The following is a 15543-nucleotide window of genomic DNA, read 5'->3' on the forward strand; positions in this document are numbered from 1 at the left end:
AAGTAATCCAAATAAAACAAATTAGAGTATTAGGTCTAAGTGGTTTTTGTCCAAAAATGAGTTTCAAATGTTTGTAACTGGAAACGACAAATGAATCCTTTTATCAGGCCTCATGTTAACTATCCTAATTGATGTTAGAGCACATCAAATATCAAATATCAGATATCGAGTGGTTACATGGGACAATAAAATTATCGCCATCTTGTCGCCATTTCTCAGTTGATTTTGTTGTAAGCTATTGTTTTGTAATTGTTATGCTTACCCTTCGATAAATCCCCTAGTATTATTCAGATCATCACAGGCAGTAAGCGTTTGTTTTGGAAAGACTCGGCAGCAGAGCTTACTCATTCTGAGTTATTGCTGTGTGAAGCTTCGGCATCATTGAGTTTTGAGAACATGCCACATAAAGGGCGATTTCTGTCCCGCGTGTTTAGTTTTCATTTTCAACCCACTCAAGCGATGCTCGAACTGAGTGAACAATGTGCTGCCGAATTCGAATACCTCACTTTAGAAGCAGACCGCAGTTTACAAGATACTTTAAATGCCTTGTTTACGTTTGATCGTCAAAGTATGAGTGAAACCACACAGCAATTTTGGTTGCAAGGTTTGTATCAACAACTTGCAGAGAAGGGTGTATTACATCGGTTTTTTACTCGTTCAAACGTCTCTTTCAGCCAAAAGCTCAGTCATTACTTATCTCATTCACCAGACGAGAAACACTCTTTAGAAGACGTTGCAGAGCGTTTTGCAATGAGTCGTGCGACGTTAATCCGTAAGCTCAAACTCGAAGGAATGCAATATCGTGAGGTATTAGCAGAAGTGCGTTTGAGCCATGCTTTGTATCTTATGCAAAATGGCCAACACAATGTCACGATGCTTGCTCAATCTTGTGGTTACCAATCTGAAGGACGTTTTAGTCAGCGCTTTAAGGGTAAGTTTGGTCTGTCGCCAAGTGAATACATCAAGACGGTTGCCTCACGGGCATAGTAAGGGAAATAGCATCTGCTGACGGTAGGCACAAGTATCGGTTATTGAATCATTTCTCGATTACGGCTCTAATAGGGTGTACACCAAGTGATTGAAATCGCGCAGAACGCTTAATACCAGAGAAGGTAGCTATGATCGAACTGAATCTAAATAACCTCACGAACGACTTTCCATTACTAAATAAGCTTATGGCGCTCGAAGAGGTGGTTTGGTTTAACCCAAATGTTACAACACTAGACCAAGGGTTACCTTATGTCGGCTTGGATGAGGAAGACATTCATGATGCGAGTTTACGCTTACAACGATTCGCCCCTTACCTTGCAAAAGCATTTCCTGAAACTCAACTATCCAATGGCATCATTGAATCTGATCTTGTTGATATTCCAACGATGAAAACAGCATTGGAGGCGTATTATCAATTGCCGATAAAAGGGCGGTTGATGATGAAGAAAGACAGTCACTTGCCTATCTCTGGGTCTATCAAAGCCCGTGGCGGCATATATGAGGTACTGACACACGCTGAGAAACTCGCGTTTGAAGCTGGGTTACTAAGTGAAAGCGATGATTACAGCAAATTGCTAGAACCCGAGTTTCGTGAGTTCTTTAAGCAATACAGTATTGCGGTAGGTTCAACAGGGAACCTAGGCATGTCAATTGGTATCATGAGCGCGAAATTAGGCTTTACCGTATCCGTTCATATGTCTGCCGATGCGAGAGCGTGGAAGAAGAACAAACTGCGTGAGCACGGCGTAAATGTGGTTGAGTATGAGCAAGATTACGGCGTTGCGGTTGAACAAGGACGAAAAGAAGCTGAATTGGATCCTAGTTGTTTCTTCATTGACGATGAAAACTCGAAGACACTGTTCCTTGGATATTCTGTGGCCGGAGAAAGGCTAAAGCAGCAATTTGCTCAGCAACAGATTGTCGTCGACGAAGCGCATCCGTTGTTTGTCTACCTACCATGTGGCGTAGGCGGCGGCCCTGGTGGTGTGGCATTTGGTTTGAAGATGGCATTTGGCGACCATGTTCATTGTCTGTTCGCCGAGCCTACGCATTCACCTTGCATGTTGTTAGGCGTTCACACCGGTTTGCATGACGAGATTGCAGTACAAGATCTTGGTATTGATAACCTTACTGCAGCTGATGGGTTAGCCGTGGGCCGCGCGTCAGGCTTTGTTGGCAGAGCAATGGAGCGCTTATTGGATGGTTACTACACATTAACGGATGAACGCATGTATCAATTGTTAGGTCAATTGAATCAAGAAGAAGCCATCAAACTAGAGCCCTCTGCATTAGCCGGCATGCCAGGGCCTATCCATGTAGAACATAACACTGAATATATGACGAGATTAGGTATTGATGATTCGACGTTATCCAACAGCACGCATCTTGTTTGGGCGACGGGTGGAGGCATGGTACCTGAACAAGAAATGGCGATGTATCTTGCCAAGTCATCTATTTAATAGGTAGAGATACAAATGCGGGTGGTAGTTGAAAGCTCCTAAATCAATCCATTTATTGCACAGATCGTTATCCAAAACGCAGATTTTATAAATTGTGTTTAGTCGTTGCTATCACTCTCAGTTAGGTTGAATGGCATTCAATTTGACAGGGATAGCACGATGGAAACCGATAACACCATTCGACAGCCAATCACATCACAAGAAATTACCCCAACAATGCTGCTACAACGCTTGGATTCTATTGGGCAGTGTTTAAGAGCTTCAAATAAGGCGCTTGCCTTGTTGGGGCTTGGTTCTGTTGGTATCGAAACGGAGAGACTGGACCAATACTCAGACGTCGATTTCTTTGCGATCGTACAGGTAGGACAAAAGCAGCACTTTTTAAACAATTTAAATTGGTTATCTGATATCCATCCAATCGACTATTCCGTGCGAAACACGGTCGATGGCTATAAAGTTCTGTATGCCGATCGAATCTTTTGCGAATTTGCGGTCTTTGAACCCCATGAATTAGCACATATTCCATTTGCTGAAGGTCGTATTGTTTGGCAGGAAGAGGCGTTCGATGCTAGGTGCTGTGTACCACCGGAAAAAAGTGCTCCACAAGCTAATACCCAAGAGTGGTTAATCGGGGAAGCACTGACCAATCTTTATGTGGGTATGTCCCGCTATAACCGTGGAGAAAAGCTCTCTGGGAGTCGATTTGTTCAGTCTTATGCATTAGATCGTTTAATTGATCTTGTCGAACAAACAGAAAATCCACAACCTGGCTATGTCGATGAGTTTATGTCTGATAGAAGGTTAGAAGCGCGGTTTCCTAAGTTTACTCAACTGCTTCCAAGCTTCAATCAAGGTTACGAACACACCGCAGAGTCGGCTTTATCGCAGCTCAATTTCTTGAACACTTACTTTGAGATTAACCAAGCCATGCGTTCTAGAATTATAAATTTATGCGATTAATACAGCGAGTTAAATTGAATCAATAAAATGTGTTGTCGTTAGCCAATAATATTGATACGTTTTAAGAATGAAATTTAATCCCGCTTCAACTTCAGTTTTCTTCTGGTGGTGCTCTATCTAGAGCAGCACGGAATACTCACATTCTTACGCTGCTGGAAGGTAGCTAAGAATGTCATCAAGATTGTCGTCTCTTTATATCTCCAGTAGCCTTTTTAACTTGGAGATACTCAATGAAAATAAATCAAAACGATAACAAATCAGAAATTATTCTTACTGGCGACCGCGCGACAGGTCCTTTACATTTAGGGCATTACGTGGGCTCTCTCAAACAACGTGTATCCTTACAACATGAGCATGACCAAACGATATTGGTTGCCGACATGCAGGGCTTGACTGATAACGCGCATAATCCTTCAAAGGTCTCTTCAAACATTCTCAATGTGGTCGCCGACTATCTGGCTGTTGGCATCGACCCAACTAAAACTACAATTTGCCTTCAATCTCAGCTTCCCGCATTGGCTGAGCTGACCATGTTTTACAGTAACCTTGTATCTATCGCACGTTTAGAGCGTAATCCTACGGTCAAAAGTGAAATTCAAAACAAGGCGTTTGGTCGTTCTATTCCTGCAGGCTTTCTCACTTATCCGATATCTCAGGCTGCTGATATTACGGCGTTCAATGCGACGTTAGTCCCGGTAGGCGATGATCAACTGCCAATGCTAGAGCAAACAAACGAGATTGTTCGAAAGCTAAACTCACTCGCTGGTAAATCAATTTTGAACGAATGTAAGCCGCTTCTGAGTAATGCATCACGCCTTCCTAGTACGGATGGGAAAAGCAAGATGTCTAAGTCGATGGGCAACGCGATTAACCTCGGGGCAACTGAGAAAGAGATTCGAACGGCAGTGAAGTCCATGTATACCGATCCAAACCACTTAAAAATTGAAGATCCGGGCCAAGTGGAAGGGAACATCGTGTTTACCTATCTTGATGCGTTCCATAGTGACGCACAGTATGTTAGTGAGTTAAAAGATCATTACCGTAGAGGCGGGTTAGGTGACGGACAAACTAAGAAGGTATTAGAAGAGTGCTTGCAGGAGATGTTAAGGCCGATAAGAGCTCGTAGAGCTGAATTGTTAAATGGCAAATCACAGCTCATTGATATTTTACGCAAAGGTACGCAAGTATCGAGAGAAAAAACGGAAGCTGTTTTGTTCGACGTAAAGGGCGTGTTTGGTCTTAATATACTATGAACGATAGGTCGCTTTATAGGTAAACCCTTCCGTTAAGGTACTGATTAAAATGATTTCCATATGGGCTGCATGTAAATAAAGTCAATTAAATTGAATGGGAATAATAATTAATTTATAAAATTGTTTTTGTATTGTACTTGTTCCTCGCTTGTTGTTTTTATTCGAATACAACTCAGAGGCTGGACAAGCCCTTGCTTTCAAATGATGGAAATAAATGAAAACGAAACTATTACTCCCAATTTTACTCTTACTATCAGGCTGTTCTGAAGTGGTCAGTGTTCAGTACGCCACTTACGAGCAGGCTCAGCAAGATCGTTTGTTTGATAGAGGTTGGTTGCCCGACATATTGCCAAGCTCAACGTCGCAGATTGAAGTCAATAACGATTTAGACATCAACACTTCTGAGGGGAGTTTTGTTATCAACGAGCCTCAGCTGTCTGCGTTCATCGCTAATCTGACGCCAACTTCGTCTAAGGATGAATTTCACTTTACCAGCGGTGACAGCACTTGGGTGTTTAATATAGTCGACGATAGCGTAATCACTTACACACTCAATAAAGTCAAAGGCTAAGTTCCAACCTCAGCCAACATACTCATCGCCAACACACCCTCATCATTATTTTAATTGGTTCCTTATGAATGGGAGCGTTGAATTTTGTGATGGTGAGTTGGCGTTGCTATTTAAAGTCGATATCGACCCTTAATCTCGTAACGATTTGAAGCATCAAATTTCAGGAAATTATCAAAATTTGATATCCCTTCATATTTTAGGTCTATTTACTGAGTTTTTTCTAAGTGTAAGTATTTATTGGTTTTTTTGACTAGCATTCTCATTTTTATAGGTGACAGATATTATGTTCTGAATCGATATCACATATGCAACTAGGTTTATTTACTTGTAAGGGGATTCTATCGTTAATATGCGCGCTCATCCATCGGGTGAATTTATAACAACATAAATATAAAGGTGATGTATGCGTGGTGCACATTTACTGATGCTATTCCCAATAGCGTTTACTTCTCAAGCTGCCAATGTACTCGACTACACTGAAGTCGATCTGTCAACAATTCTTAACAACACTAGCCAACAAGGCTTTAGTGCGGTAAATCAACCACTTGCTTATCAAGAAGCAAGTCGAGTTGAGACCGGAACAACGACACTCCTTCGTAAACAACAACTTCACTATGGCGTTCCAGTCTATGGTCAGTCGGTAGTGGTTGATCTTTCCCAGCAAGGTATTGCTCAAGCCGTTGACGGACAAGTGTTAACGGGCATTGAGGCTGATATCGGTTCTACTTTACCAATGATCAACGCACAGCAGGCCATTGATATTGCTAAGTCACAACACAAAGGCGTAGCAGCTGCAACCATTCGTAATCCAAATGCAGATCTTTTTATTTGGTTAGATGAACAACAACAAGCACACCTTATTTATAAGGTTGATTTCCTGCAAACAAAGGGCATGGGACCTTCACGACCAATTACCCTTGTAGACGCTAAATCTGGCGAATTACTTGACCAATGGGAAGGTATCGCGTTCATCGATGCTGAAGGCCCCGGTGGCAACCAAAAAAGCGGTCGTTATTACTTTGGTCCGAATACTCAATATGGCGGGTTCCAGGTCAACTCATATTGCCAAATGGACAGCCAAAACGTTGTCACTATGAACATGAATAACCGCCAAGATTACGGTCAGGTTCACCAGTTTGCTTGTAACGGCAATTACGGTAGGAACGTTAACGACTATCGTGCAATTAACGGTGCTTATGCGCCTATGAACGATGCACATTACTTTGGCCAACGTGTATTCGACATGTACAAAGAGTGGTTGAATACTCGTCCTATCCAGCAAAAGCTAACCATGCGTGTGCACTATGGTTCGAACTACGGTAATGCGTTTTGGGATGGTCAACAGATGACGTTTGGTGACGGTAACCAGTCTATGTACCCGTTAGCTACGTGGGATGTAATTGCGCATGAGGTAAGCCATGGCTTTACCGAACAGAACTCAAACCTTGAATACCGCGGTCAGTCTGGGGGTATGAATGAGTCATTCTCTGATGTGGCAGCAGCGGCTTTAAGTGAGTATGTTCATGGCAGTTTTAACTGGAAGATGGGTGAGCATGTTATGAAGTACAGCCCAGCAATGCGCTACTTCATTCAACCTAGCCAAGATGGCATGTCTATCGATCACGTAAACCAATACTACAATGGTATTGATGTTCACCACAGCTCAGGGATTTTCAACAAAGCTTTTTACCACCTAGCGACTAGCAATGGTTGGGATATTAAAAAGGCGTTTATGGCTTACGCGACAGCGAACCAACTTTACTGGACATCAAGATCGAACTTCCAAGCAGGAGCTGAAGGAGTTTGTAAGGCAGCACAACAGCTAGGCTATGAATCATCTGCAGTGCGCTCTGCCTTCAGCCAGGTTGGCGTTAACGTACAATACTGTGGTTCCGGTCAGCCGAATCCAAACCCTAATCCACCGACACCAACCCCAACACCGAATCCGACTCCGGGTATTACGAATCTCGAGTTTAATGTGCCTGCTCCTGTGTTGAGCAGTGGTAACGACCAACAGCAGTTCGTTCTAAAGAACAGTTCTGAAAGCGATGTTTGGATCCAAACTTACAATGGTTACGGTAACGTTGATCTGTATGTTGCTATTGGTCGTCCTGCATCATTGAATGATTACGACTGTTCGTCTAATAACTTGGATAACAACGAGTATTGTGGGTTTGGCGGTATACAAGGGGATGATATCTACGTAATGGTCTCTGGTGCGCAAGGATCAACAGATGCTTACGTAGCGGTTAGTACTGTACTAGAGCTTCCAAACCCTGAACCTCAGCCTGAGCCACAAGATAAGTGTGTTGACGTACCAGAGTGGAGTCCGAATGTGTTCTATCCAGCTGGAGCTCTGGTTCAATATTGGGGTAACCGTTTTACGGCGACAACCAATAACTGGGGAGCAGATCCTTTCCAAAATTCTTGGTACTGGACACACGAAGGTTTGTGTATGTAATTTAGTTAGCGAATTTAACTAAACAAACATTACAAAGGGAGCACTCAGGCGTGCTCCCTTTATTCGTTAACAATGAGATGTATCGGCGTACAAGGTGCTTGTGTCACTCTTCTAAGCGTTAGATTATGAGTGGCGAACATTCAAGGCTCCTGTCGAATGTTTAAATTTGGAGTCTGTTATTGATTGAGAGTCAACATTTATGGAAATAAGTCACCTAGATCATCTTGTATTAACTGTTAAAGATATAGAGATAACAGTAGATTTCTATCAGAGAGTGTTAGGGATGAAACCTATTCAATTTGGTGAGGGACGCTGGGCATTATCGTTTGGTAACCAAAAGATAAATCTCCATCAGCAGGGGAAAGAGTTCGAGCCTAAAGCTAGGCATGTTCAAGCCGGGAGTGCAGACCTATGTTTCATAACCAACACACACATTGATGAAGTATACGAGCATATCACTGGACAAGGCATCGCGATCGAAGAAGGGCCTGTCGAGCGAACGGGTGCGGTGGACAAGATCACCTCAATTTATCTGCGAGATCCTGATGGTAACCTAATCGAAGTATCGAATTATTAGAAGGTCGATGTCGGTGGATTGTGCTATCCATAAACCAGTTACTCTATTTAAGTATAAAGTAAGATTTCGTAAACCCAAGAGCCCCTAAGCAGTACGTAATTATGTACACATCCCGTTACGACAATACAAGCGTGTAACTGGAACTTCTGGTTTAATTTACTTACAATCGAACAATGTTTTATTAATCCAGCCCCAATCGTCATGGTCAGAAAATTAACCACATTAATTATTAGCCTGTTGCTTTTATCCGCTTGTGCGACAACTAGTGAAAATCCAACCGACGAAAATATTTCAAGCAATGAAAAAGTGATTAATAACAGTGTCGAAGAGGGTGTGGTCAATGAAACGGCAAGTGAAGATGTCATTGAGCCTAACACAAATAGCGTAAAAGAGAGCTGCGTTGTCACCGCAGAAGACAGTGATATCAATAGTAATGACAGTGTGGCTTCTCATGAACTGAGTGAATCACCAGAAGCGAATGAAAAGACCCAAGTGACAGATAAACAAGCCACTGAGGATCACGCTAAGGTTCACAGCGAAAAAGGCTTGGGAAACCATATATTCAGTAACGGGCCTACGAAGCAAGTCATCAAATCATTGGAGGGTGTGACAGATGCTTTGAATGTCATGACTTTCGGAATATTTGCTTCAGGGACGCGTCCAGCACAATAGTTAGATTTTAAAAATCACGACAAACAACATAGGCGAGCCAATGGGTTCGCCTTTTTTGATCCAGAATTTGGTGACTGGCAGTAAATTCCTCAGGGTTACGTAACGTCTTGTTTCTACTCACCAACACAATAAGAGTTGGATTTGAGTAAAAGGCAGGTCAGCGCAGCTCGGTATTTACTTGTTATGGAAGGGAGTCGCCGTATTTAACCTATTGATCTTGTGATATTCACCAATGGTTTGAATACTCTCCCAAAGTAAGCATTGAAATCTAATCTTACAAAGACAATGTCTTATATTCCCTCGTGAGCATAGTAATATTCCGCTGTGACACAGTCAGTTAGGTTTAATAAATTAGAGTCTAGGGAAGAGATATGAAAAACAAAAGTGTGTTTATAAGCGTCGCCATGGTTATGTTATCGACACAGGCGAGTGCGTCTGGTGCTAGCCATGAAGAGGTTTCAGACAGCGTTATCGCCGAACAAAGAGCACAACTGTCCGAAAATACACAAGGCAAAGGTTTTGGCCCGCAGGCACCACGTGATCTAGGTTCATACGAAGGGACTAACGAGCGCCTGTTCTCTGATGCGCCAGATTCATCCGCGATGAACTTATGTAATATTCACTTTCATAAAAACGCAGAGCACAAAGGCGGTGAGTTTACCCAGTATGCAGGTAATGGTGACGGCAAAGGTTTCCAAAGTGGATTCAAATACACAGGTAAGCTAAGTGAGGCAGAACTGAAGCCATTCGGTCAGGATATTTGCCCGAGCGACCATGGTTCACTTCACTCTGGTGATACTATCGAGGTGCATTATGTTTACTCAACCGCACAAGTGGGACCTGGGGAAACATTGGGGGCGTGTTTCAATGATGCGATTACCAACCCTCAGTTGCGTGTGGAAACCCAAGTTTACGTCTTAGTGAACGACGACAACGCGCTGGATTTTGAAGAGCTAGCTAAACACTCTAAAGTGAACGGTTTGCACCAAGCGACCAACATTCCAAAAAATACAGGATCTGCGATTCAATATGCAGGTTCTACTACCGGCCCTGGCTACAACGAGCAAGGTTCACCGTTCCAAGTTACCTGGAGTGTGAGACCACAAGTGGCGAAAGTGAACATCGCAACGGTTGGTAGCTGGTGTGAAGGGAACGACTTTAATGAAGACCACGCACACGGTGTGAGAAACTTAGTCGTAAACCCTAAGTTGCTGTCACCAATCGCGAACTAGTTAAGTTTTTTTCAACTGAAGCTGAAGTATAAAGAGCGAGCCATACGGTTCGCTTTTTTATTAATAAAGACTCGGTAAATAGTTTCTTTACTCCCTTTAAGATCGCATGTTACGTTCAGAAAATATCATGTTGAGCTATGAATAAGGACAAGCTAATGTCGTTTGAAGGTGCGGTTACATTCTTTATTGCCATGTTTATATTTGGCATCACTCCAGGACCAGGTGTGTTTGCGATTTTGGCTCGTGGTATGGTTGATGGATGGCGAAAGTGCATTTCTCTTTCTTTAGGTATGATATGCAGTGATCTTATTTATCTAGCGCTTGCTTGTTTTGGCTTGGCAACTATTGCGGAAAACTGGTCATTTGCTTTCGAGATCATTCGTTATGTCGGCGCAGCTTACCTTATTTACCTCGGGTATAAGATGTTCAAGAGCCTGCCTGAAGTGCAAGGTTCAGCGGAGCTCGCGGCAAAACAGAGTCAGAAGTCAGAACTTACGAGCTTTGCGCAAGGTTTTCTGATCTCAGCATCAAACCCTAAAGTGATTCTGTTTTATATTTCCTTCTTACCAACGTTTGTTGATCTGACAGTTTTACGCTCACAAGATATCGTCTTAGTTTCTGTATTAGCTTCTATTGCACTAATGTCTGGCTTAATGCTAATTGCAATGGGAGCAGGGCGTATGGTGACTTTGCTGAAAACCCCACGCGCGCATAAACGCTTAAATCAAAGCGCTGGTGGCATCATGATTGCTGCAGGCTCATATCTGGCGATTAATCGATAAACATGGCTTGTTAAGCTCGATTCTTTAAGTACGACTCTTGAAACGAAAAGGCGAACCAATTGGTTCGCCTTTTCGTTAGCTATATTAAGCTTCTATTTGGTCGTTCATGCTTTAGCTCAAATATTTGGATTAAAGTTGATCCGTATATAGCCTCATTCAATTAGACAGTATTATTGGTAGAAACCTTATTCATACCTTATATGACAACGCTTCCAATTGGTTCTGGGTTTATAAATTAAGGCCTTTCAAGCTATTTGTGGCGAAATGGATATGGTTTTAAGTGTGTTACTCAGGATGTACAGTTAATGATAATTCATTGAGCTATCGAATCTTTAAGTTGTCGCTGATGTGGGTGTTATGAAAAAAAACGGCTTTACGTTAATGGAACTAATCGTTGTGATCGTGATAATCGGTATTATTGCTGTAACGGCAGCGCCGAGGTTTCTTAATATCCAAGAATCAGCGAGAGAAGAGGTGCTTGAAGGTGTTGCGGGTGCGATGGAAGGGGTGATCACACAAGTAACGTCTAAAGCTATTATCGCCGGACTTAATCCAGATGCATCAAACCCAGGAGATCAGAGCAACTACGTGATCGACTTTGGTATCGGCAGCGTTGAGGTTGATTGGGGAACACTTTGCCCAGAAAGCCGAGGCGAGTCGGGCGACAAATTAACGATGAGCGATTTTATGACGTTGTCTGATGATGACAGTATAATTTCTGACTTTGGAAATAGACACACGGTCGTCGGATATAACCAACCTTTTAGTGATGATGATTTAAATAAGAACCATATAACGGATGACGCGTTACCGTCAGGGTGTTATGTACTTTATGACTCCTTTGGACGCTCTAATGCCAGTCAATGTCCGCCGGAAGGGTGTGTGTGTACGGTTCGCGTTGTGAACGATGAGTGTTAAACAAACGCATTCTTAGCTTTTAGAGACAGAATAAAAAAGCGCGTTATCGCCAATGGGCAGTAACGCGCTTTTTTGTATTAGTTGATTGGTTCAACTCAATTTGTCGCTATCGCATCTGCTGGTGGCAAGTCACGCTTCTTAATCACGTATCGTAAGCGAAGTAGCATCAGAGCGGCTGAGACACTCAAGCCAGTTAGAATACCAATCCAAAAGCCTTCTTCGCCCATTGCTGGAACCACGTAGTCGGTTAAGCCCAACACCATACCCATAGGTAGCGCTATGCCCCAGTATGAAGCGATAGCTAAGATCATTGGGATCTTGGTATCTTTATAGCCGCGCAGAGCACCATTTGCAGAGGTTTGCAGTGCATCACTGAATTGGTACATAGCGGTAAAGGTCAATAACACAGCTGCAGTTGCGCTGATTACTGGGTCTGTCGTGTAAAGCCTAATGATTAACTCAGGGAACAGTAGGAACATCGTCACCGAAAGCAATGAGATTAATGCTGCCACTAAAATACCGACTTTACTGCGCTCAATCGCTCCAAGTTCGTCTTTTTCACCCAAAGCGTGACCAACACGAATCGTAATGCCAAACGAGATACTCATTGGGATCACGTAAGTCAGGCTCGATATATTGAGAGCGATTTGCGCCGCTGCCACATTTTCTGCACCAATACGGCCAATCATCAATGCGATGACCGCAAAGATACTGCCACATACAGCGATGTTCATACCGATAGGTAAACCTAGCTTTAGAAGGTGAAGCATCTCTTTTGCTTTTGGCTTCGCGTCTGTAAAGCTAATGATCGTCTTGTAGTGATGATGGCCTTTTATGTAGGAATACAGCATACCCGACATTAGCCAATACACTAAGCTTGTCGCCCAGCCACAGCCTACCGCACCCATTTCAGGGAAACCAAATTTACCGTAGATAAGCACGTAGTTGACTGGAATATTAATCAACAAACCAATGACCGAAATGATCATCGGTACTTTGGTGTTGTTCATACCTTCACAGTAGCCGTTTAAAGTGTAAAACAGGGCAATACCCGGTACACCAAAGGCTAGGGCAAACGCATAGTCACTGCCAATTGGAATGATCTCAGCGGCAACACCAATCCATTCTAAGATCGGTTTCGCACTCACTAAGTAAGCGATAAGTAGCACACTCGCGATTAATGCCAACCAAACCATCTGGAAGAATTCAACAGAGATACTTTGAAAGTCACGTGCACCGCGGTGGTAAGCGACAACGGGCGTTAGCGCCATAATCACGCCACGCAGTAGCAGTAACACTGGGATCCAAAGGCTAGTGCCAAGTGCAATAGCGGCAAGATCGTCAGGGCTTACTTGGCCAGCCATTGTCGTATCGACAAATCCCATCGCTTGGGTCGCTATTTGAGTCAAAATGATTGGAATCGAAAGATGCATAAGCGCACCCGATTCACGAGTAAAAGGACGAAGTTTCGTTAGCATGGAAGTTCACAACACCAATATAAATACACGAATGATTGCAGGATGGCCGGTGTGCATTTTAGGATGTGCCCCGTTGGGCGGGCGACAATATAAACACCTTACCGTATAGGGTCAAGCATTGGATTTATAGCGTTTCACTTGCTCCGAGTTGCGGGTAGGTTCTGATGGTTACAACACGGGTTTAACACGCGAAAGTTCATGATTTGGTGGGAATCATGCGAGTCAGTTAAATTCTATATTTGCCACGCTAATCACTAAGGTTGCGGTATAAGTTATTGTTATGAAAAGATAAAGGCTAGTACAATTGATGGCATAAGAAACTAGATAGACAAATTCTGGATTTAAATGCAGAATTTTTCTATCTAATAGCTGCTATAACCTCAAGGAGAAGTGGTGAAAGATTCAGAAAGTATTGCCATTAATTTGGTGTCCCAAGAGTATATTGCAGGTAGCCAAGAGTATTCAGTGAGCTTAAATGTTACGAATATTTCTGGTCAACCTATATCTGATTTGCAGGTTTTTAACACTCTTTCGGCAGGTCGAGAGCTATCAATAAATGATGATCTTGATGCAACTAATTTAACAGAGCTTGAAGATAAGAAAAGACGCTTAATCAGGGAGTTAGAAAGAGGAGTGGAAAGTGCGTATGCGAGAAAACGCAGAAAGAAGATTACATTCACTGAGGCTATTGCATTAGCCATTGTCGAACTTGTAGATGGATATGCTTCTATTTTTTCTAAAAAGAAAACACAGCCAACAACTCCTTATTGGGCAGAAGAAGCCTTAAAAATCGATGAATGGGAAGATGTAGAACGACTAGAGAAAGAAGTAATAAGCTTTGAGTCTGAGGAATCCTTTTTACCCAAAGCGTTTTCTATAAATAAAGATAAATTAAAAAGAGTGATGGATCGTCTTGAAAAGGTTCAAGGTAAAGAGTTTTCAAAAGGGATCTCTCTACCTGTTGGAAGCACGATTACTTTTCCGTTTTCATACAGAGCACCTCACCTCTTAAAATCAAAGAAAATGGATGTTTCTTTCAAAGCAACTTATAAATTAAATGATGATGTTGTACATACTCGTACAGCAACTTCAAGGGTTTCTATTTTTCCTTCTGATTTTGCCGTACCTACAGGTGGTATGATCGGGGCTGCGGTAGGTTATATTATAAAAAATACACTTATATCAACTTCTGACGGAGCGTTAATTAATTGGGGTGTTTTAGGTGGAAGTATTGCTTTGGGGTTAGTGATCAGTCTACTTGCGTCCAGAAAACCTGAGGCAACTAAAGCTATTACTGTAGAGGACCTTACAGGGGGGTTAATTATAGGTGTTTTAGCTGGGCTATATTCCGAGTCCATTTTAACCAAACTTCAGGCTTTACTGTAATAGGTTATAACAAGTGCTTTGAACGGAACTACAACAGTTGGCTCAGTTTCGCCTCGCTCCAGTTTATAGCCAACAATTATAGTCCGCTTTAGCGGGCATTATACGAGTTGATAAAATATGAACAACATTCAAAAGTTCGACGAGTTGGTGGCAATGCTACTAGCTCATCTGTATGAAAACTTCCCTCGAAGAACAGAAATTGATGCTTTTGAGTTTCTTGGTATCGACTATGAGCATCATTCATTCCTTGAGGATAACGAGGGATATGAAGAATATGCAAATAAATGCCAAGAGGTTGACTTTTTGCTTGATACAGCCCTTTGGCTAATTGATTCAGGTTTTTTGTACGGGAAAATAGAAAATGAAGTGGCTGGTTTTTATACATCGAAGAAATGTATTGATATAACTCTGTCTCCAAAAGGATTGGAGCTTCTCAAGTTAGTTCCGAGTTCTTTAGAAGTTAGTCAAAATCTAGGGGACAAGCTTGTAGATACCATAAACCAAGGTGCAAAAGATGCTGGTTCGAAATTAGTAAGCGAAGCCCTAACCAAATTTGGGTCGGTGAACCAGCTAATGAACTTATTTGGTAACTTGGGTGGGTAACTTAGTATAACTGGCATTTAAGGCTGATTCTGAATGTGTGGTATTTTTACTAGGTGTTGCAGTACGTTCTTGCGAACGTGTAAATCAGTGGGGTAAACACCTAACACGAAACTATGGCGCTAATAGCAACTTGGCGCTATCTTTAGACCCTGTAAATAATTCTGTGTAACTGTCGGGGTTACATATATTCAGTGAGTCGG

13 protein-coding genes and 1 pseudogene are annotated in these 15543 nt (G+C 42.5%); 13 read left to right on the forward strand and 1 reads right to left on the reverse strand.

Annotation, left to right across the window (positions count from 1 at the left end; all coding sequences use genetic code 11):
* Positions 1–273 precede the first annotated feature (273 nt).
* The 11 genes and pseudogenes from JC606_RS21350 to JC606_RS21400 all read left to right on the forward strand — a co-directional run.
* Positions 274–987: pseudogene (locus JC606_RS21350) on the forward strand (helix-turn-helix transcriptional regulator); the annotation flags it as partial.
* 131 nt (positions 988–1118) lie between these two features.
* The gene (locus JC606_RS21355; RefSeq protein WP_198779380.1) at positions 1119–2450 is read left to right on the forward strand and encodes a D-serine ammonia-lyase; all 1332 of its coding nucleotides are present in this window, start codon (positions 1119–1121) and stop codon (positions 2448–2450) included.
* Between the two features lie 159 nt (positions 2451–2609).
* Positions 2610–3410 (forward strand): hypothetical protein, encoded by an 801-nt coding sequence (locus tag JC606_RS21360; RefSeq protein ID WP_198779381.1) that lies wholly within the window; start codon positions 2610–2612, stop codon positions 3408–3410.
* 230 nt (positions 3411–3640) lie between these two features.
* Positions 3641–4663 (forward strand): tryptophan--tRNA ligase, encoded by a 1023-nt coding sequence (gene trpS, locus JC606_RS21365; RefSeq protein ID WP_198779382.1) that lies wholly within the window; start codon positions 3641–3643, stop codon positions 4661–4663.
* Positions 4664–4877: 214 nt separating this feature from the next.
* Entirely contained in the window at positions 4878–5234 is a 357-nt protein-coding gene (locus JC606_RS21370) for a hypothetical protein (RefSeq protein ID WP_198779383.1), read from the forward strand.
* 403 nt (positions 5235–5637) lie between these two features.
* Positions 5638–7695 carry a M4 family metallopeptidase gene (locus JC606_RS21375; RefSeq protein WP_198779384.1) on the forward strand — a complete coding sequence of 686 codons (2058 nt, stop codon included), beginning with the start codon at positions 5638–5640 and terminating at the stop codon, positions 7693–7695.
* Positions 7696–7894: 199 nt separating this feature from the next.
* Positions 7895–8272: a VOC family protein gene (locus tag JC606_RS21380; protein ID WP_198779385.1), complete on the forward strand. Its 378-nt coding sequence runs from the start codon at positions 7895–7897 to the stop codon at positions 8270–8272.
* A 201-nt stretch (positions 8273–8473) separates the two neighbouring features.
* A complete protein-coding gene (locus JC606_RS21385; RefSeq protein ID WP_032554318.1) occupies positions 8474–8944 on the forward strand; it encodes a hypothetical protein in 471 nt (156 codons plus the stop codon).
* A 371-nt stretch (positions 8945–9315) separates the two neighbouring features.
* Positions 9316–10176, forward strand: coding sequence for a delta-class carbonic anhydrase (locus JC606_RS21390; RefSeq protein ID WP_198779386.1), 861 nt, complete (start codon positions 9316–9318; stop codon positions 10174–10176).
* Between the two features lie 155 nt (positions 10177–10331).
* Complete coding sequence (locus tag JC606_RS21395) at positions 10332–10958, forward strand: LysE family translocator (protein WP_137408203.1); 627 nt, start codon at positions 10332–10334, stop codon at positions 10956–10958.
* A gap of 381 nt (positions 10959–11339) precedes the next feature.
* On the forward strand, positions 11340–11876 hold the full coding sequence (locus JC606_RS21400) for an MSHA biogenesis protein MshA (protein ID WP_198779389.1): 537 nt from the start codon (positions 11340–11342) through the stop codon (positions 11874–11876).
* A 95-nt stretch (positions 11877–11971) separates the two neighbouring features.
* Here the strand turns inward: JC606_RS21400 and JC606_RS21405 are convergent, their stop codons facing one another.
* Complete coding sequence (locus tag JC606_RS21405) at positions 11972–13354, reverse strand: MATE family efflux transporter (RefSeq protein WP_198779387.1); 1383 nt, start codon at positions 13352–13354, stop codon at positions 11972–11974.
* 393 nt (positions 13355–13747) lie between these two features.
* Here JC606_RS21405 and JC606_RS21410 point away from each other — a divergent pair, with 393 nt between their 5' ends.
* Both JC606_RS21410 and JC606_RS21415 read left to right on the forward strand, forming a co-directional pair.
* Positions 13748–14740: a hypothetical protein gene (locus JC606_RS21410; protein WP_198779388.1), complete on the forward strand. Its 993-nt coding sequence runs from the start codon at positions 13748–13750 to the stop codon at positions 14738–14740.
* A gap of 117 nt (positions 14741–14857) precedes the next feature.
* A complete protein-coding gene (locus tag JC606_RS21415) occupies positions 14858–15343 on the forward strand; it encodes a hypothetical protein (protein WP_102578730.1) in 486 nt (161 codons plus the stop codon).
* Positions 15344–15543 lie beyond the last annotated feature (200 nt).

The organism is Vibrio sp. IB15 (assembly GCF_016406055.1).
Classification (GTDB): Bacteria; Pseudomonadota; Gammaproteobacteria; order Enterobacterales; family Vibrionaceae; genus Vibrio; species Vibrio chagasii.